Origin of the sequence: Planktomarina temperata RCA23 (assembly GCF_000738435.1) — a bacterium.
In the GTDB taxonomy this organism is placed as follows: domain Bacteria; phylum Pseudomonadota; class Alphaproteobacteria; order Rhodobacterales; family Rhodobacteraceae; genus Planktomarina; species Planktomarina temperata.
Genome location: NZ_CP003984.1, coordinates 396,327 through 414,975, shown reverse-complemented (window position 1 = coordinate 414,975; position 18,649 = coordinate 396,327). Strand labels below are relative to the sequence as shown.

Annotated in this window: 18 protein-coding genes; 8 read left to right on the top strand and 10 right to left on the bottom strand. The window is 54.7% G+C overall.

Annotation, left to right across the window (positions count from 1 at the left end; genetic code table 11):
* Window positions 1–6 precede the first annotated feature (6 nt).
* From acs to aat, 4 genes are all read left to right on the top strand, one after another.
* The gene (gene acs / locus RCA23_RS01970) at window positions 7–1,950 is read left to right on the top strand and encodes an acetate--CoA ligase (RefSeq protein ID WP_169701306.1); all 1,944 of its coding nucleotides are present in this window, start codon (window positions 7–9) and stop codon (window positions 1,948–1,950) included.
* A 187-nt stretch (window positions 1,951–2,137) separates the two neighbouring features.
* Window positions 2,138–2,620, top strand: a complete 483-nt coding sequence (gene accB / locus RCA23_RS01965; RefSeq protein ID WP_044048817.1) for an acetyl-CoA carboxylase biotin carboxyl carrier protein — start codon at window positions 2,138–2,140, stop codon at window positions 2,618–2,620.
* Entirely contained in the window at window positions 2,620–3,972 is a 1,353-nt protein-coding gene (gene accC / locus RCA23_RS01960) for an acetyl-CoA carboxylase biotin carboxylase subunit (RefSeq protein WP_044048816.1), read from the top strand. Before accB ends, accC begins: the two co-directional genes overlap by 1 nt.
* Window positions 3,969–4,610 (top strand): leucyl/phenylalanyl-tRNA--protein transferase, encoded by a 642-nt coding sequence (aat, locus tag RCA23_RS01955; protein ID WP_044048815.1) that lies wholly within the window; start codon window positions 3,969–3,971, stop codon window positions 4,608–4,610. Before accC ends, aat begins: the two co-directional genes overlap by 4 nt.
* On the opposite strand, the gene RCA23_RS01950 is transcribed toward aat, so the two are convergent.
* From RCA23_RS01950 to RCA23_RS01925, 6 genes are all read right to left on the bottom strand, one after another.
* Window positions 4,574–4,933 (bottom strand): DUF2155 domain-containing protein, encoded by a 360-nt coding sequence (locus RCA23_RS01950; RefSeq protein WP_044048814.1) that lies wholly within the window; start codon window positions 4,931–4,933, stop codon window positions 4,574–4,576. The genes aat and RCA23_RS01950 overlap by 37 nt on opposite strands.
* Complete coding sequence (mlaD, locus tag RCA23_RS01945; RefSeq protein ID WP_044048813.1) at window positions 4,933–5,379, bottom strand: outer membrane lipid asymmetry maintenance protein MlaD; 447 nt, start codon at window positions 5,377–5,379, stop codon at window positions 4,933–4,935. The genes RCA23_RS01950 and mlaD overlap by 1 nt, the downstream gene beginning before the upstream one ends.
* A 4-nt stretch (window positions 5,380–5,383) precedes the next feature.
* Window positions 5,384–5,767: an NADH:ubiquinone oxidoreductase subunit NDUFA12 gene (locus tag RCA23_RS01940; RefSeq protein WP_044048812.1), complete on the bottom strand. Its 384-nt coding sequence runs from the start codon at window positions 5,765–5,767 to the stop codon at window positions 5,384–5,386.
* Between the two features lie 131 nt (window positions 5,768–5,898).
* Window positions 5,899–7,164 carry an ATP-dependent Clp protease ATP-binding subunit ClpX gene (gene clpX / locus RCA23_RS01935; protein ID WP_044048811.1) on the bottom strand — a complete coding sequence of 422 codons (1,266 nt, stop codon included), beginning with the start codon at window positions 7,162–7,164 and terminating at the stop codon, window positions 5,899–5,901.
* A gap of 124 nt (window positions 7,165–7,288) precedes the next feature.
* Window positions 7,289–7,909: an ATP-dependent Clp protease proteolytic subunit gene (locus RCA23_RS01930; RefSeq protein ID WP_044048810.1), complete on the bottom strand. Its 621-nt coding sequence runs from the start codon at window positions 7,907–7,909 to the stop codon at window positions 7,289–7,291.
* 117 nt (window positions 7,910–8,026) lie between these two features.
* On the bottom strand, window positions 8,027–9,016 hold the full coding sequence (locus RCA23_RS01925) for a glyceraldehyde 3-phosphate dehydrogenase NAD-binding domain-containing protein (protein ID WP_044051187.1): 990 nt from the start codon (window positions 9,014–9,016) through the stop codon (window positions 8,027–8,029).
* A gap of 127 nt (window positions 9,017–9,143) precedes the next feature.
* On the opposite strand from RCA23_RS01925, the gene RCA23_RS01920 reads away from it, so the two are divergent.
* On the top strand, window positions 9,144–10,259 hold the full coding sequence (locus tag RCA23_RS01920) for a CaiB/BaiF CoA transferase family protein (RefSeq protein WP_044048809.1): 1,116 nt from the start codon (window positions 9,144–9,146) through the stop codon (window positions 10,257–10,259).
* 8 nt (window positions 10,260–10,267) lie between these two features.
* Here the strand turns inward: RCA23_RS01920 and RCA23_RS01915 are convergent, their stop codons facing one another.
* Complete coding sequence (locus tag RCA23_RS01915; RefSeq protein WP_044048808.1) at window positions 10,268–11,413, bottom strand: fatty acid desaturase; 1,146 nt, start codon at window positions 11,411–11,413, stop codon at window positions 10,268–10,270.
* 336 nt (window positions 11,414–11,749) lie between these two features.
* Between RCA23_RS01915 and RCA23_RS01910 the strand changes: the two genes are divergently transcribed.
* The 3 genes from RCA23_RS01910 to RCA23_RS01900 all read left to right on the top strand — a co-directional run bounded on the left by RCA23_RS01910 (window position 11,750) and on the right by RCA23_RS01900 (window position 14,881).
* The gene (locus RCA23_RS01910; RefSeq protein ID WP_044048807.1) at window positions 11,750–12,718 is read left to right on the top strand and encodes an ABC transporter substrate-binding protein; all 969 of its coding nucleotides are present in this window, start codon (window positions 11,750–11,752) and stop codon (window positions 12,716–12,718) included.
* 64 nt (window positions 12,719–12,782) lie between these two features.
* Window positions 12,783–13,814: an ABC transporter permease gene (locus RCA23_RS01905; RefSeq protein WP_044048806.1), complete on the top strand. Its 1,032-nt coding sequence runs from the start codon at window positions 12,783–12,785 to the stop codon at window positions 13,812–13,814.
* An 11-nt stretch (window positions 13,815–13,825) separates the two neighbouring features.
* Window positions 13,826–14,881, top strand: a complete 1,056-nt coding sequence (locus RCA23_RS01900) for a betaine/proline/choline family ABC transporter ATP-binding protein (protein ID WP_044048805.1) — start codon at window positions 13,826–13,828, stop codon at window positions 14,879–14,881.
* Window positions 14,882–14,940: 59 nt separating this feature from the next.
* On the opposite strand, the gene RCA23_RS01895 is transcribed toward RCA23_RS01900, so the two are convergent.
* The 3 genes from RCA23_RS01895 to RCA23_RS01885 form a co-directional block, all read right to left on the bottom strand.
* The gene (locus RCA23_RS01895) at window positions 14,941–15,954 is read right to left on the bottom strand and encodes a restriction endonuclease (protein ID WP_201770470.1); all 1,014 of its coding nucleotides are present in this window, start codon (window positions 15,952–15,954) and stop codon (window positions 14,941–14,943) included.
* A gap of 140 nt (window positions 15,955–16,094) precedes the next feature.
* Complete coding sequence (locus RCA23_RS01890; protein ID WP_081870863.1) at window positions 16,095–17,042, bottom strand: GTP-binding protein; 948 nt, start codon at window positions 17,040–17,042, stop codon at window positions 16,095–16,097.
* Window positions 16,994–18,637: an amidohydrolase family protein gene (locus RCA23_RS01885; RefSeq protein ID WP_044048803.1), complete on the bottom strand. Its 1,644-nt coding sequence runs from the start codon at window positions 18,635–18,637 to the stop codon at window positions 16,994–16,996. Before RCA23_RS01885 ends, RCA23_RS01890 begins: the two co-directional genes overlap by 49 nt.
* Window positions 18,638–18,649 lie beyond the last annotated feature (12 nt).

Sequence of the window (18,649 nt, the reverse complement as noted above, 5' to 3'; positions counted from 1 at the left end):
GCACCTATGGCTGATACTATTTACCCCCCCGCAGCTGCATTTGCGGCATCTGCCCATGCGGACAAAGCAACCTATGAGGCCATGTATGCCGCCTCAATCGCAGATCCAGACGCCTTCTGGGACGCGCAGGGCAAACGCCTTGATTGGATGACCCCTTACACAAAGGTGAAAGACACCACCTTCGAGCATTCGGGCGTCTCGATTAAATGGTATGACGATGGCGTGTTAAATGTCAGCGCCAATTGCATTGACCGCCACCTGGCCACACGCGGCACGCAAACCGCCATCATATGGGAAGGCGACAACCCGGAGGACAGCGCGCATATCACCTATGCGCAGCTGCACACAGAGGTTTGCAAACTAGCCAATGTCTATAAATCACTGGGGGTGCGCAAGGGCGACCGCGTCGTGCTCTATATGCCCATGATACCAGAAGCCGCCTACGCGATGTTGGCCTGTAACCGGATCGGCGCCGTGCATTCCATCGTCTTCGGCGGCTTCTCCCCGGAAGCCTTGGCAGCCCGGATCACCGCTTGCGACGCCAAATTGATCGTCACCGCAGATCAAGCACCGCGCGGCGGTAAGGCGACACCGCTCAAAGCCAATGTCGACAAAGCGCTGGAAATTTCCGGTGATGTCCCGACCTTGGTGGTTGAGCGCACCGGCGCGGATCTTCCAAACAAAGCTGGCCGTGATCACAGCTATACGGCCGCCATGGCGCAGGCCTCGGCGGACTGTGCGCCAGAGCCGATGAATGCTGAGGATCCGCTGTTTATTCTCTACACTTCCGGCTCAACCGGCGCGCCGAAAGGCGTGGTACATACGACGGGCGGCTATCTGGTTTATGCCTCCATGACCCATCAATACACCTTCGATTATAAAGACGGGGATGTCTTTTGGTGCACCGCAGATGTGGGCTGGGTCACCGGCCACAGCTATATCGTCTATGGCCCCTTGGCCAACGGCGCGACAACCTTGATGTTCGAAGGTGTGCCCACCTATCCAGACGCAGGAAGGTTTTGGGCGGTTTGCGAGAAACACAAGGTCAATCAATTCTACACTGCCCCAACGGCCATTCGTGCGCTGATGGGTCAGGGGGAGGCATTTGTTGAGAAATATGACCTCTCTTCCATCAAAGTGCTCGGCACAGTGGGCGAGCCAATCAACCCAGAGGCTTGGAACTGGTACAACGATGTGGTTGGCAAAGGCAAAGCGCCAATCGTCGACACATGGTGGCAAACCGAAACAGGCGGGCATTTGATGACCCCACTGCCCGGCGCCATCTCCACCAAGCCCGGCTCGTGCACCCTGCCATTTTTTGGCGTGCAGCCAGTCATATTGGAGCCCACAACTGGCCAAGAAATTCTGGAGACCGAAGCTGAGGGCGTTTTGTGCATCAAGGACAGCTGGCCTGGTCAAATGCGCACGGTCTGGGGCGATCATGATCGCTTCGTTTCCGCCTATTTCAGCGATTACAAAGGCTACTACTTTACAGGTGACGGCTGCCGCCGCGATGCGGATGGCTATTACTGGATCACAGGCCGCGTGGATGATGTCATCAACGTCTCTGGCCATAGAATGGGCACCGCAGAAGTGGAAAGCGCTTTGGTCGCTCATCCAAAGGTCGCAGAGGCCGCGGTGGTTGGCTATCCTCATGATATCAAAGGTCAGGGGATCTACTGCTATGTCACCTTGATGAGCGGCGAAGCGCCCTCCGACGAGCTGCGCGTCGAGCTGCGCAATTGGGTGCGCAAAGAAATTGGCCCCATTGCCTCACCAGATCTGATCCAATGGGCCCCAGGCCTGCCGAAAACGCGCTCAGGCAAGATTATGCGCCGCATTCTGCGCAAAGTGGCCGAGGATGATTTCGGCGCCCTGGGCGATACTTCCACTCTGGCGGATCCCTCTGTCGTAGATGATTTGATCGAAAATCGGATGAATCGCAGCTAAACAGACAAAGCAAGACAAATTATAGTAAAATTTTAACTCTTTGGCCGGCCAATATAACAATTGGCTGGCCTTTGAACTTTTGAGAGCGGGTTTTCGCGGGTCTGAGATAAGGATCTTCTTCCACTTTGTCCCAAGTTCCCATATATGAAGAGGTATCAGGCGCCCAACCGACGCGAAAAGGGATAAAATGACTAAGAAACCGAATGAGAATGATGTTGTGTTTATTCAAGCCTTGGCAGAATTGCTGTCGGCGCAGGATTTGACGGAAATCGAAGTCAATCGTCTTTATGGCGAAGACAACAGTCTCAATGTCCGTATTTCCAAGACGCAAAACGTCGTGCATATGGCTGCCGCGCCCGCAGCTCCCCTTGCCGCAGCAGCGCCTGCCGCCGCCCCTGCCGAAGCGCCAGCCGCGATCGAAGATCCCGCCGCCCATCCGGGCGCGGTGACATCGCCCATGGTTGGCACCGTCTACCTTCAGGCCGAGCCGGGCAGCCCACCTTTCATCACCGTCGGCGCCAAAGTGTCAGAAGGTGACACGATTTTGATCATCGAAGCGATGAAAACTATGAATCAAATCCCCGCACCCAAGGCCGGAACCGTGACGCGTATTTTGGTCGAAGACAGCGCCGCTGTTGAATTTGGGTCTCCTTTGGTAATTATCGAATAATGTTCAAGAAAATCCTTGTCGCCAATCGGGGTGAAATTGCCCTTCGCGTGATCCGCGCCGCCCGTGAGATGGGAATTGGCAGTGTTGCTGTGCATTCCACCGCAGACAGCGATGCCATGCATGTGCGTATGGCCGATGAATCCGTTTGCATTGGCCCAGCCTCAAGCACGGAAAGCTATTTGAGCATTCCGGCCATCATCGCAGCCGCAGAAATCACCGGTGCAGATGCCATTCACCCGGGCTATGGCTTCCTGTCTGAAAACGCGACCTTCGTGCAGGCTCTGCAAGATCATGACATCAATTTTATTGGCCCAACCGCTGAGCATATCCGCGTTATGGGCGATAAAATCAGCGCGAAAGACACGATGCGCGCCCTTGGTGTGCCCTGCGTGCCAGGCTCTGAGGGCGGCGTTCCCGATTTGGATGCGGCCTTGAAAATCGGTGAAGAATTTGGCTATCCCGTCATCATCAAAGCGACCGCCGGCGGTGGTGGACGCGGGATGAAAGTGGCCAATTCCGCTGAGGAAATGCCGACGGCCTTTAGCTCCGCCCGCTCCGAGGGGAAGGCGGCCTTTGGCAATGACGAAGTCTATATCGAAAAATACCTCACCACGCCGCGCCACATCGAAATTCAAGTATTTGGCGATGGCAAAGGCCGCGCTGTGCATTTGGGCGAGCGAGATTGCTCTTTGCAACGCCGCCACCAAAAAGTGTTCGAAGAGGCGCCAGGCCCCGCAATCAGCGCAGAGGAGCGCGCACGCATCGGGGAAGTCTGTGCCAATGCGGTGGCGAAGATCAATTACATTGGCGCCGGCACGATCGAATTTCTGTATGAGAAGGGTGAGTTTTATTTCATCGAAATGAACACCCGCCTGCAGGTGGAACATCCGGTCACCGAGGCCATCTTTGGTGTCGATCTGGTGCGCGAACAAATTCGCGTTGCCGAAGGCCATGACCTGTCCTTCACTCAAGATGACCTCATAATCAACGGCCACGCGATTGAAGTGCGGATCAACGCAGAGACTTTTCCTGGTTTCGCTCCGCGCCCGGGTAAAATTAACGCCTATCATGCCCCTGGTGGGCTTGGGGTGCGCATGGATTCCGCGCTTTATGACGGCTATTCGATCCCGCCTCATTATGACAGTTTGATCGGCAAATTGATTGTCCACGCCCCCGACCGCAAGGCCGCTCTGGCGCGTTTGGAACGCGCTTTGGGAGAATTGATCATCGATGGGATTGAAACGACCATTCCGCTGTTTCACGCCCTGCTACAAGAACCGGAAGTGCACTCAGGCGACTACAATATCCATTGGCTTGAGCATTGGTTGGAGCAAAAGTTCGACGATAAATGAGCTTTGCGGCTGTGAGTCCGCAGTTGATGCTGCATGCCTACGCCCAGGGTATTTTTCCCATGGCGGAGAATGCCGAGGATCACGACCTGTTTTGGGTCGATCCCAAGCGGCGCGGGATCTTGCCGCTGGACGGCTTCCATATCTCGCGCTCTCTGCGACGATTCCTGCATGGTCACAAGATTACGGCAACGTTGAACCAGGCTTTTGACAGCGTTTTGCAACATTGCGCTGACCGTGAGGAGACTTGGATCAACCCAACCCTCCACGCCAATTACACAGCGCTAAACGAAATGGGATGCTGTCACAGTCTGGAGGTCTGGGACGATGGCGCACTCCTCGGCGGGGTGTTTGGCATCGCAATAGGCGGGGTGTTTTGCGGGGAGAGTATGTTTTCACATCGCACCAATGGCTCCAAAGCTGCCCTGGCTTTTTTAACCACCCATCTGCGCAATTGCGGCTTTGCCCTGTTTGACACGCAATTTATCACCGATCACTTGCAAACTCTGGGGGCGCTTGAGATCAGCCGGGCACAGTATCGCAGTCGATTGGCAGAAGCGCTTGCCTTGCCCGCCACCATCACCGCTCAGCCCCTGCCCGATGTTCACAACGTCTTGCAGCGCAGAACCCAAACATCGTAGCGCGGATGCTCCAGGGCGTTAAGCGCGGGAGAGGATGCCACCATCCAGCCTTCAAAGATAGTCTCATCGCGTTGCCAATCGGTGATTTGCACAAGCGCAAAGGCGTCGGGGCTCACCTCACCGAGCGGAGAGCGACAGCTGTGCACATGAATTTCGAGCGGGCCCTGCTTGACGGGGGCCTCCTGCGCCACGATGATATTTTGCAATGCGCCTGTGGTCCGGTCCAGCCAGCGTAATTCCGCAGCACCGTTTTCACGCGCCTGCTGCGCCGCGCTAAAAGCTGGGATAAGAAAAAACAGAATAGCCGCAAAGTGGCGTCGCATTAATTATTGCCGCCGGACGCAAATTTCATCAACAGATTCAATAGGCTAACCGATCCCTGCGTATCTGTAATTATATCTCCAGAGGCATAGTTGAAAGGCGACCCACCCGGCTGCAGCTCAACAAAATTGCCACCCAGCAAACCCTCCGAGGCAATAATGATGGCAGTGTCATCGGGCAATTCCACGCCCAAATCCAAAGAAATCTGCATATCCGCGCGAAAACTATCCGGGTTCAGAGAAATGGCAGACACTTTGCCCACATTCACACCCGCCAAGCGCACGTCCGTGCCGACCGTGACCCCCTCGATAGATCTAAAGCTGGCGTTCAACACATATGATTCGTCAGAGGCTCCAAAGCCACCGCGCTGAAATCCAACCACGGCAAAGCCGATTGCCAAGACCAAGACACAGGTTCCAGTGATAAATTCTGCCCAAGCACCGCGCATCAGATCACTCCGGAACCCATGCCTCGTAGTCAGACGTCGACTGCGGCGTGGCATTGCGCAGAGAGCCTGCAGGGGCATGGGCCATTACTGTGCCCGTCAGGTTGGCTTGATGCGGTTTTTCCCATGTTTTATGGGCCAATGGTGTCTGGGTCGGTGGTTCATCCCATGTGTGATGCAACCATCCGTGCCAATCAGGGCTCACCCGAGAAGCCTCAGCCTCCCCGTTGAAAATCACCCAACGTTTGACCCGATCCTTGGTTTCATAAAACATGTTGCCCGCATCATCTTCCCCCACCTTCACGCCGCGGCGCCAAGTGAACAGCTGCGTGTTTAATGTTTGCCCATTCCACCAAGTTGCGGCACGTAATAGGGTTGAGACGATGCCCATAGGATCCTCCAAAACAAATTTGAATTAGCTATGCCCCAGAAGTGGTCGATGGTCCAGTACTACTGGCCTTTGAAACGAAAAGCGGCAGGATTTTCAACAAAATCCTGCCGTTTATGCGATTTTCTGTTCACTCAACCCGCTGTCGCGGGTTCACGTTTCTTGTCGGCGTGTATCATCAATGGCGCCGCATCGGATGTGACAGCCTCTTCATTCACGACCACTTCCTCAACACTGTCCATCCCCGGCAGGTCAAACATCGTATCGAGTAGAATATCTTCCAAAATCGAGCGCAGCCCCCGCGCGCCGGTTTTGCGATCAATCGCCCGTTTGGCAATGGCCGCCAGCGCCTCAGGCGTGAAGGTCAAAGTCACGTCTTCCAACTCGAACAGCCGTTGATATTGTTTGATCAACGCATTCTTCGGCTGTGTCAGAATGATCACCAAAGAGTCCTCATCCAGATCCGTCAGGGTCGCGATAACTGGCAAACGGCCCACAAATTCCGGGATCAGTCCGAATTTCAGCAGATCTTCCGGCTCCAACTCGCCAAACATTTCGCCCACACCGCGGCTGTCATTCTCTTTCACATCCGCCCCAAAGCCGATCGAGGTGCCCTTGCCGCGCGCAGCAATAATTTTTTCCAGCCCGGCAAAAGCCCCGCCACAGATGAATAGGATATTGGTCGTATCCACCTGCAAGAATTCCTGCTGCGGATGTTTGCGCCCGCCCTGAGGCGGCACGCTGGCCACAGTGCCTTCCATGATTTTCAGCAAAGCCTGCTGCACCCCTTCGCCCGAGACATCGCGGGTGATGGAGGGATTGTCGGACTTGCGGGTAATCTTATCGACCTCGTCAATATAGACGATGCCGCGCTGCGCCCGTTCGACGTTATATTCACTGGCCTGCAGCAATTTTAGGATAATGTTTTCAACATCCTCACCCACATAGCCAGCCTCGGTCAATGTGGTAGCATCGGCCATGGTGAACGGCACATCCAAGATCCGCGCCAAGGTTTGCGCCAGCAAAGTTTTACCACAACCGGTTGGACCAATCAGCATGATATTGGATTTTGCCAGCTCAATATCACCAGATTTCTCTGCAACGTTGAGACGCTTATAGTGATTGTGCACCGCAACAGAGAGCACCCGTTTGGCGTGGCTCTGGCCAATGACATAATCATCCAAAACCTGACAAATTTCCAAAGGCGTCGGAACACCCTCAGAGGTTTTCAATCCGCTGGCTTTGGTTTCCTCACGGATAATATCCATGCACAATTCAACACATTCATCGCAGATGAAGACGGTGGGGCCCGCAATCAGTTTGCGCACCTCATGCTGACTTTTACCGCAAAAACTGCAATATAGGGTATTCTTCCCGTCGCCGCTTGCTTTATCAGCCATGTCTCACCTTCAATATTGTTGGGTCGTCTCTGTGGAGGCAATCCCAAACGCAGTGTCTATAAATCACGATGAGCTTATGGCAGCTAAGATTGAGCCACAACCGCGATTTTGGGGTCATTCTTGCCTATTCGGCCTCTTTTTCACGATTGGTGACGATTTTGTCGATCAAGCCCCAGGCCTGTGCCTCCTCAGGGGACATGAAATTATCCCGCTCCAAAGCGGCCTCAACCGTATCATAGTCCTGCCCGGTGTGGGTGACATAGATCTCATTCAAACGGCGCTTAAGCTTTTGCGTAAATTCCGCGTGAATCATGATGTCGGTCGCTTGGCCTTGGTAACCACCAGAGGGCTGATGCACCATGATCGAGGAATTGGGCAGAGAAAACCGCATGTCCTTGGCGCCCGCGGTCAAAAGCAATGAGCCCATAGAGGCCGCCTGACCCACGCAGAGTGTGCTCACCTTTGGTTTGATATATTGCATGGTGTCGTAGATCGACAGGCCCGCCGTCACAACACCGCCGGGGGAATTGATATACATGCTGATCTCTTTGGTTGGGTTCTCGGCCTCAAGATGCAAAAGCTGAGCGATCACCAAAGTGCTCATCCCATCGTGGACCGGGCCATTCACAAAAATGATCCGTTCTTTCAGCAGGCGCGAGAAGATATCATAGGCTCGCTCGCCCCGGCTTGTCTGTTCAACGACCATGGGGACGAGGTTCATATAAGTTTCGATTGGATCTTTCATGAGGTGCCCCCGCTAGTGTCTCTTTTGGCATAATGCCGTTTTGCTAATTGAGTCTTAGTATTGCGCCCGGGGTAGAACAAGGGGCGCAGAAATTTTAGATACATTTTGAAGCGACTCTTACGTTATTTTTGCAGCCACATCGAACATTCGGGCTGAAAACCCCCATTCATTGTCATACCACCCAAATATGCGCAGCAAGTCTTGTCCCATCACCGCGACCTGCGGGGCGGCAATGACCAAACTTTCGCGGCGCGCCCGGAGATCTGAGGAGACCAACGGACGATCAGTCATGCCCAAGATGTCCGGCCGCGCTTGCCGCAAAAGCTCTATCAGCGCTTCTTGCTCCACCGGATGCGCCACCTGGCAGGTGAGATCAACGGCAGAGACGCTGGCCGTCGGCACACGCACCGCACAGCCTTTCACGCGCCCGGCCAAGTCAGGCAAAATTTTATCAATCAACACGGCCGCAGAGGTGCTTGTCGGCACCATCGACAGCGCCGCCGCGCGATTGCGCTCAAGCGCCGCGCCGCGGGGGGCGTCGACGGTGGGTTGGCTGCCAGTGTAACAATGGATCGTCGTCATATGACCGGCCAGAACCCCATAGGCCTCATGCAACACCCGCAACAAAGGCGCCAGCGCATTGGTGGTGCACGAGGCGTTTGAGACAATGCGTTGCCCGCTTAAAACATGGTCATTCGCGCCTAAGACCACAGTCACATCGGCACATTCAGAAGGGCCAGAAATCAAAACACGCTGAGCACCGGCGCGCAGTCCCGCACTGGCAAATTGCGCGGTCACAGCCTTACCCGTGCATTCAAACACCACATCAACATCTGACAGATCCACCGCCGCCAAATCCGATTTCTGGCTAAACCGCACCGCATGGCCGTTGACAATCAAACGATCAGAACTGCTCTCAATCGAGCCCACAATAGGGCCATAGACACTGTCGAATTCCAGCAGATAGGCGCAGGTCTCCAAGGGGGCGATGTCATTTATCGCCACCAGATCGAAACGACCCTCTGCCTGCTGCTCCACCCATTGCCGCGCCACAGCTCGGCCAATCCGACCAAATCCGTTAATGGCAAAGCGTATTGGACGGCCCATTGTCTCTTCCTTTCCGAGCATTCGCCTCCAAAATTGAAAAAATGGATGCGCTGGGGCTGAAACCATGCCAAATACTTCGGAAAGTCCAGCGCCAAATTGCACATTGTGAAAGTCCAAAGGAAGCCAAATGTATCCGCTTGAAGGTTTGAAAGTCGTTGAATTGGCCCGAGTCCTGGCCGGCCCTTGGATCGGGCAAACTTTGGCGGATTTGGGCGCAGAGGTCATCAAAGTGGAAAGCCCGGAGGGCGATGACACGCGCAAATGGGGTCCAAACTATGTCACAAAAGGCACGGACAGCTCTGCGGCCTATTTCCACAGCGCCAACCGCGGCAAACAGGGCATCACGGTTGACTTCAATGATCCCGCCCGGCTGACCTATCTCAAAGATCTGATCGCCTCAGCAGATGTCTTGATTGAGAATTTCAAAGTCGGCGGGCTGGCGAAATTCGGTCTCGACTACGCATCCTTGGCGCCGCAAAATCCTCAGCTGGTGTATTGCTCTGTCACCGGCTTTGGTCAGGACGGCCCGCGCGCCCAGAAGGCAGGCTATGACTTTATGATCCAAGGCATGACCGGCATCATGGAGATCACCGGTGAGCCCGACGGGATGCCGCAAAAGGTCGGCGTAGCTTTTGCCGATGTCTTCACCGGGCTTTACGGGGTCATCGGCATACAAGCCGCCCTGGCCCAACGCGCTCGGACGGGCAAGGGGCAGCACATCGATATGGCATTGTTTGACTGCATGTTGGCCGCGCAGGCCAATCAAAACCTCAATTACCTCACCACCGGGAAAAGCCCACAGCGGATGGGCAATGCCCATACCAGCATCGTGCCCTATCAAGTGTTTCCTGTGTCTGATGGCCATATCGTCATCGCTTGCGGCAACAATCGACAGTTTCACAATCTCGCACGCGCGTTAAAGCGTGACGATTGGATCACCGATCCAAGATTCGCCGACAATGCCGCTCGGCTGGACCATCGCGCCGAAGCGGTTGGGCAAATTACTGAAGTTTTGAGCCACTGGCGCAAATTGGACGTCTTGCCGGTGTTGGAAAGCGCCGGCGTGCCCTCCGGCCCCATCAATACGATCGCCGAAGCGCTGGAAGATCCACAAACGCTGCACCGGCAGATGCGCATCAAACCCGAAGGCATCCCCGGCGTACGCACCCCGATCAAATTTTCAGATGCCCAGCTGCAACTGCTGCGCGCGGCGCCCGGTTTGGGCGAGCATGACGAGACTTAGATCATGACCTAGCGCAGGCCCTCTGGCGCCAAATCCCCGATGGAGGCTTCTTCGGCGACAGCTGCACGTTTGCGTTGGGTTTGCGCCGTCGTTGGAAGCGGTGTGTCGAATTGGTAGCTCGGGTCACGTTTCTGCCGCTCCCAAATCTCCAGCATCTCGCGCCAAGCGCCGGTCAAACTCCGTGGCTCTGGCATATCATCTTTGACCGCCTGATGCAGCTGTTTAAGATTATAACAAGGCACGCCTGCATACATATGATGCTCGGTATGCCAATTCATGTGCCAATACAAAAACTCCAGAACCGGGTGCAGGCGCATAGAGCGCACTGTTTTTCGAAAGTCCGGTACATTTTCACGCAGGCCGCAATGTTGCGGCAGACCCAAAAAATAGCCCAGCCAATTGCCAATAAAGTTGAACAGACTCAGAACAATCGGCAAGATCCAAAGGCCTGTCGCCCAAGCCAGAACGAGCAGACCGCCATGAAACACAAGCAATAGGCGTGACCATTGAACCGACCGCCTGTGCTGGTCGGGTTGATCTTTGTGCAGGCTCTCAAGCCATTCATTGCTTGCGATATCGGTCGAACCCACCCGACCGAGCGCATGTAAAATGGTCTCCCGCAGAGTGGAAATGAGCCCGCCCTTGCCAAAAGTGCGGCCCGGCTGCGTCATAAGATTGATGGTGAAAAGCTGCAGGAGGAACACCTTGTCGGTATTGGGATGCAGCGGCAAAAGATTCTCGCGATCCCCCTCAGGGTGCAGGGTAAACCTGTGATGGTAGGTATGGCTGGCCGCATAATCAAATGGGTTCCACCAACTCAATAGACTAAAAACATACAAGAAAATTTTATTTAGCGCCTTGGTTCGGAACACCGTGCCATGGCCCAGCTCATGGGGCGCCGTGCCAGAGAAAAAGCTGCCAACAGTGCCATGTAAAAACAATGCAAGGGCAAAAGCCGCCCATTGCCCCTGCGCCCAAAACAACCATACCAAACTGCCGGTCGCCGCAAAGAGCGCCAAATGACCACCGGCCTGTTTCCATCCCTTCAGATCGCTGCGTTGCGACAGGGCGCGAAAAACCTCCGGCGGCATGGGCGATCGGTACCACTGCACATTCAGAGTGTCTCGGGCCTGTGATAAAGGAGGATATGTCATGTCTCGCCGCCGCTTATTAGGAAATGATACGCACCTGCCCAATATTCACCAACGAATGCCTTCAGAGTCAAATGCCATGCGCGCCGCTTTGTCTTCACATGACACATGGCGGCAAAACGACGGCTATGCACGGTCCCGCGAAGGACATTCATCACATTAGTTGAAGATTATGCCGAATTTGGGCTTGGATGTGTCGCTTGCCTATGTTCCACTGCGCAAGTTAGGTCCATGTTGATGGCGATGACACGCCACAGCAATAGGCCAGTAAGGCTGCTGCATGGGTCAAAAGGCTGGAGAACCGGCTGATACGTAAAGAAAGATAATAGGGAGACACAAATGAAACTCAAAATGTTGACGGCAACAGCCGCATTCGCACTGTCACTAGGCGCCACATCGGCCACGGCAAGCTGCGGGAAAGTATCTATCACCGAAATGGACTGGGCCTCATCTGCGGTTGTCACTGCGGTTGCGAATTTCTTAATGACCCAAGGCTATGGCTGCGATGTGCAAGTCGTGCCCTCCTCGACGGTGCCGGCGCTCACCTCTTTGGCCGAAACGGGCGAGCCCGATATTTTGACCGAAGTCTGGGCCAACTCGACGCCAGCCTACGAAGGCCTGCTGGCCGAGGGTAAATTGGTTGAGCTGACCAATGTTCTGTCCGATGGCGGCGTTGAGGCCTGGTGGATTCCAGCCTACCTTGCAGAGTCAAATCCAGAGCTGACCACATGGGACGGCATCATGGCCAATCCAGCGGCCGTTGGCGGCAAATTCCATGACTGCCCAGCTGGTTGGGCCTGTGACATCATCAACAACAACAACCTCAAAGCTGCCGGTGCTGAAGCTGGCGGGCTGGAGCGTTTTCAACACGGTTCCGGCGAAACGCTGCAAACCTCCATCGCTGCGGCCTATGCAGATAAGGCGCCTTGGTTTGGTTACTACTGGGCACCAACCGCCGTGCTTGGCAAATACCCAATGGTCCGGGTTGAAGTGCCGGCCTATAATGCGGATGCGCATACTTGTAATGGCGACGTAGATTGCGCCAACCCTGAATTTTCAGCCTATCCTTCCGCCAAAGTTGTCACAGCGGTCTCCGGCGCCTTTATGGACCGTGAACCAGATGTTGCGGCATTGCTGAAAAATATTGCGTTCACAAACGCACAGATGGGTGACGTTTTGGCCTGGCGTTTGGATAACAACGCGTCCTATGACGAAGCTGCTGTTTACTTCCTGACCACATATAAAGACGTATGGGGCGATTGGTTGAGCGATGATGCAAAAGGCAAATTGGCCGCAATCCTTAACTAATTAAAAAATCGATCCCGCGGACCAAAACCAGTCCGCGGGATTTTGACCTCAGGGAGACAAATCTATGGCCACTTACGATTGGCTTTTCAACATGCTTGGCTTGCGCAAATGGTGCGATGCAGGCGCCTCCGACGGCCCGATGTCCATGGCGCAACTGCTCGCCAAAACCGGAAATGCAGCCCCCGAGTCAGGCTTCAGTTTTGCCTTTCCGTCGCTGGACGAGTTGAACAAAGCTTGCGGTCAAATCAGCCAGACCCGCGATGTGGTTAAAGGCCTGGAAAATGGATTTCTCGCCATTCGCCCCGCGCTGCGAACGGTTTTAGACCCGATCACTCAGCCACTGTCATGGATGCTCGATGGCACACTCTATCTGTTCATGACCGCCCCTTGGTTCCTGATTATGGCCGTCATCTTGGTGGCGGTGTGGTTCTCCACGCGCTCTCTTTCTGTATTGCTTTTTAATGGGTTCTGCCTTTCGTTTTTCGCCTTTGTTGATCATTTTGAACCGGCGATGCAAACCTTCGCGGTCATATTGGTCTGTACCATCATATCCGCGCTCTTCGGCATTCCAATTGGCATTGCCATGTCCAAACACAACCGATTGCAAAAGGCGATCATCCCAATTTTGGATCTGCTGCAAACCCTGCCAACCTTCGTTTATCTGATCCCGCTGATCTTCCTCTTTCCCATCGGTGAGTCGCGGCTCTACGGCATTGCGATTATCCTCTATGCCATTGTGCCGGTGATCCGTCTGACCGATCTTGGCGTCCGGTTGGTCGACAAAGATGTGGTGGAAGCTGGCAATGCCTTTGGCATGAGTCCGGGACAAAAACTCACCAAAGTTGAGCTGCCCTTGGCGCTGCCCAACATCATGGCGGGCCTCAATCAAACCATCATGATGAGCCTTGCCATGGTCGTCATTGCCTCCATGGTCACGGCTCCAGGTCTCGGGGTTCTCGTCTTACGCGGCATTCGCAATCTGGAGCTTGGCGTCGGGTTGATGGCCGGGGTCTGTATCGTATTGCTGGCGGTCATGTTGGACCGCACCTCAAAGGCGGCGCTCTCGCGCATCGACCGCACTAAGAACGAAATGTGAGGGGTGAGGATATGACACAAACAACAAAAGTCAGCCTGCGCGGCCTGTACAAAATATTCGGCAATGATGACAAATCTGTATTGCCGCATGTCAAAGCCGGCATGGGCAAAGAAGAGCTGCTGACCACCCACAAACATGTTTTGGGTCTGCGAGACATCAATGTCGAAATGCAATCTGGTGAAATCACAGTGGTGATGGGCCTGTCAGGCTCGGGCAAGTCCACCTTGATCCGCCACCTCAACCGTCTCATCGAACCCACCGATGGCGAGATTTTGGTGGATGGGGTTGATGTCATGAACCTCTCGACAACCGATCTGCGGCAAATGCGCCAAAACAAAATGTCGATGGTGTTCCAAAAATTCGCACTTCTCCCGCATCGGACGGTGTTGCAGAACGCCGCCATGGCCCTTGATATCAAAGGTCTGCCAACGGAAGAGCAAGAACAAGAAGCCAAAAATTGGCTGGCCCGTGTCGGGCTTGGCGGATTCGAAAACCATTATCCGGCGCAATTGTCAGGTGGGATGCAACAGCGGGTGGGCATTGCCCGCGCGCTGACCTCAAACTCTGATATCATGCTCATGGATGAAGCATTCTCCGCGCTCGATCCACTCATCCGCACCGACATGCAAGATTTGCTTCTGGAGCTGCAAGTGGAGTTGAAAAAGACCATCATTTTCATCACCCATGATCTTGATGAGGCGCTGAAACTGGCCGATCATCTGGTGATCTTGAAAGATGGGGCGGTGGTGCAACAGGGCGAGCCACAGGGCATTTTGATGAACCCAACCGATCCTTATATCGAAGATTTCGTCTCTGATATTAACCGGGCGCGGGTGTTGCGTGTAAGGTCAGTCATGCAGCCCTTATCCGAGGGGCAATTTGCCGGCGATGTGCAGGCCAATGATAACCTCGAAAGCCTCATCGCCGCATCCGGTGGCGACACGGCCCTGCGCTACCGGGTCTTGGATGACACCAACAAACCCGTCGGCACGCTCGATATGCGCGATTTGGTCAAAGCTCTGGTGCCGCGCATCTCCAGCTCCGAAGCCGGCACCCGGTATCATTGAAAAGACCGCCGGCACCCCAGGCGCCTGCCCGATGAGGGCGGGCGATTAATCTGCCGATATCAACGATCCAACGGCCCAGAATCGGGGACAAATATTTGTTTTAAAGGGAGTAGAGACCGATACTGTGGGGAGAGCTTTGCATAGTGCTCAAAAATCAAGTCAACAACTTGGTCTCCGCCCAAAAGTCTTAACTTCGCTCTGTTGCGCTCCAATTCAATGGCCCCTCTCGCAAAAGAACCCAGGTTGATGAACAGCCCATATTCCCCATCCCCTAAAGTACCCAGCAGTTGATCCACCTCAGGTCTCTGGGTCTTTCCCGTGGTTATTTTACACTGGACTTTCACGATCGGTGGTTGAAATCCCAACGGGTCCATATGCGCAACCACATCGACGCCCCCATCGCCGGATTTTGAGGTGACCCGTGCTTTATACCCCATGCACTCCATTAAATGCGCAACAAAGAACTCGAATTCATGCCCCGATAGCTGTGTCGTTAATCTACGAATGACAAAATCTCGCGCACTTGTTTCGGCCAGCGCTCCTGCGACCCCAATTGCCGTTTCGTCATCCGTGAATTCCTCCGATTGGTCAGCAAGTTGCGGCGCCCTGTCCTGAACACCCTGCTCAGGATTCACACCAATCTTCCCCAAAAATTCAGCTGCATGACGCTGAACACGAAACAAAGATATAAAACTGCCAATCTCATTTAAAGCGCTTTGGCTAAACTCGTCACGCGGAAAGTGGCCAAGCCATTCAACGTCATGCTTATTTGGATACTCATCCTGATCCCCAACATCATGGCGCAGCTTCCCTTTCAACCGCCCAATGTTAACCATACGATCCCCTTTGGACGGATAAATAACGATATCGCCCGCTTTGAGCTCATGAGCGAACTTAAATAATGTTCCTGCATCGACTGGGATCGCACCCGGCTTTTTGTTTGGGTAGGTTTGGTCAAGGCACTTTTTAAAGGCGTCGCGCGTGCTCTCAATAGTGGCCAAGTCTCCCAATTCAGGCCAGCCGACCGCAATATACCCACCCTCAATTGGCCGATCCGAAACATGCACGCCCATATGAACGCCCCAAACTTTGTAATTTGTCATAAAATTTCTCAAAATGTTGATTTAAATATTGTTTCATTAAATTTTATGCAACAAATGATCTTTGTTGACAAGAAGTGTTGCTCGATGGTTCGTCCGCTGCAGCAGCACCCCTAACCGGCGAGACCAAGCAGCGCCTCAAGCGCTGCGGTATCCAAGGCGCCACGGCGGCCGATACACACCAAACCAGCAGGGTCTAGCTTTTGACTGCGCTGCGCCTCAAAACGCTGTCCGACCGTTTGAATGACCCAACTGGCCTCTTCACAGTCGCGCAAAAAGCCTTTCGCGCGGATCACGCCGTAAGGACCGGTCGCCAGTTTTTGCGCCAAATCCCCTGGAACACAGGGTGGTATGTGTCTGAAGGCCCGGCTTTCATAGCCCGCATCCGCATGGGGACTGGCCTGCGGTTTGGCGTTAGGGCCTGTGAGGCCGAGTATAATGTCAGGGGGTACGCGCCCCTGAGTGGTGGGCACGATCTTGGCCTGTGGCGCCATCGCTTGAAGCCAGGACTCTACCGCCTCAACGGCGCCGTCATCAGGCTGCAAATCGGTTTTACTGTGCACAATCACATCCGCATCCGACAATTGCCGTAAGATCGTATCACCGATGTAATCATCCTCCGCCTGCGCCTGTACCCTTTCACCATCGGCCAAGACCACGACCCCGGCCAAAGCAAACCCAGGCAGGATCGAAATGCTGAGTGCCACAGTCCCCGGCATCGCCACGCCCGAGGCTTCAATCACCACATGGTCTGGCGGCGGCGCAAGCTCGGACAATTTGATCAAAGCGGCCGTGAGATCCGAGCCAAAAGAGCAACAGATACAGCCGCCTGAAATGGCGATCATATCCTCCCCTTCCGCTTCAATTAAATCTTCGTCAATCGGCAGATCGCCGAATTCATTGACCAAAATTGCAATTCGGCGCCCTGCGGCATGGCGCAGAAGATGGTTGACCAACGTGGTCTTGCCAGCGCCCAAATAGCCCCCAATTACAGCGACCGGAATATGTGCCTTCAAAGCTCTGCCGCCGGGAAAATACGGCCGCCCTGCACGGTGCCCCACACTGGGATGTCCTTAAGTTCCATCGGGTCACAGGCGGTCGGGTCTGCCTCCAACACGGCAAAATCCGCTTTTTTGCCGGTTTCAATTGAGCCGATTTCCCCATCCAGATGCAGCGTATAGGCCGCGCCCATGGTGACGGCATAAAGTGCTTCTGACACGTCGATCCGCTCTTCTTCCCCCTGCACCCGGCCCGAGGCGGTGATGCGATTGACAGCAGCCCATGCGGTGAAGAGCGGGCCCAGCGGGGTCACGGGCGCGTCGGAATGGATCGCCATGGGCACGCCGCTGTCCAGCGCCGTGCGGCAGGCATTCATGCGCGTGGCCCGGTCCGGCCCTACGGTGAGGTTATAATGCTCATCTCCCCAATAGTAATGATGGTTGGCAAAGAGGTTAACACACATCCCAAGTTTTGCCGCCAAACGGAACTGCGCAGCATCTGCCAATTGGCAATGCTGCAACGTGAAACGGTGATCCGGATTGGGATGCGCTTGCAAAGCCGTCGCCAATTTTTCCAAAACCAATTGCGTGGCCTGATCGCCGTTGGTGTGGGTATGCACCTGCACCCCAGCCTCCAAGGCCAAATGCAATAGCTCTGACAGATGCTCCGGTGCGATATACCAAAGCCCGTTCGGCGCACCGTTGTGATAACCGGGCCAGCGCAACCGAGCGGAAAACCCTTGGATCGAACCATCCGCCACAATTTTAATTTGCCCCAAACGCAACCGATCCGTGGCTCTTTTTTTCATCGCCAAGACGGTCTCAACCAGCTCCGGCGCAGACAGGCCGAGAAAAAAGCGAAACGGCATGAGACGTATGGGATAGTGCGGCTCACTGGTGACACGCAGCATCATATCAACAGTGTCCTCATCCATACGCGAGGCAAGGTCTGTGATCGTGGTTGTGCCTGTACGCACGCAGAGTTTCGCGAAATTGCGCAGGCCAGCCTCATCGGCGTCCAGAAGATTGCGCTCAAAACCAACAAAGGGGCCAACGGGTGTCATCACCTCGGGTCCTTTGAGCTCGCCCGTGGGTAAACCATCGGCGCCCAAGGGGATGCCGGGGTGATTATGCCCAGTCTTCATCATGCCGGCCAGTTCAAGCGCTTTGGTATTCACATTCATAATATGGCCAGAGGCATGCAGGACCCCAACAGGCCGGGTGGTTGAGACCCGATCAAGATCAGCACGGGTCACGGTGATATTGTCCATATAGATCGGGTCCAACTGCCACCCCGAGACGGCCGCGGCGGGATCCTCAAGCGCGGCTTCCGCCGCCCGCAAACGTTCAACGACCGCATCGACGCTTTTCACCCCAGACCAGAGTTTACCATCGGGGTCGGCGCGATCAAACCAGCCACAATAGACTTTGCTCCACAAAGACCCTTCCATAACATGTGCATGACCCTCTACGAATCCAGGCATCAACACCTTGTCTTTGAAACGCTCATCGAGCCTGACGTCGCCCCAAGTCTGTAATTCAGAGAGGCTGCCCGCTCCCAAAATACGCCCATCACGCACGGCCACATGAGTGGCCTCCGGGCGACTGGGGTTCATGGTGATGATTTTTTTGGCACTGTAAACGATCGTTTCGGACATGGGTCACCTTGC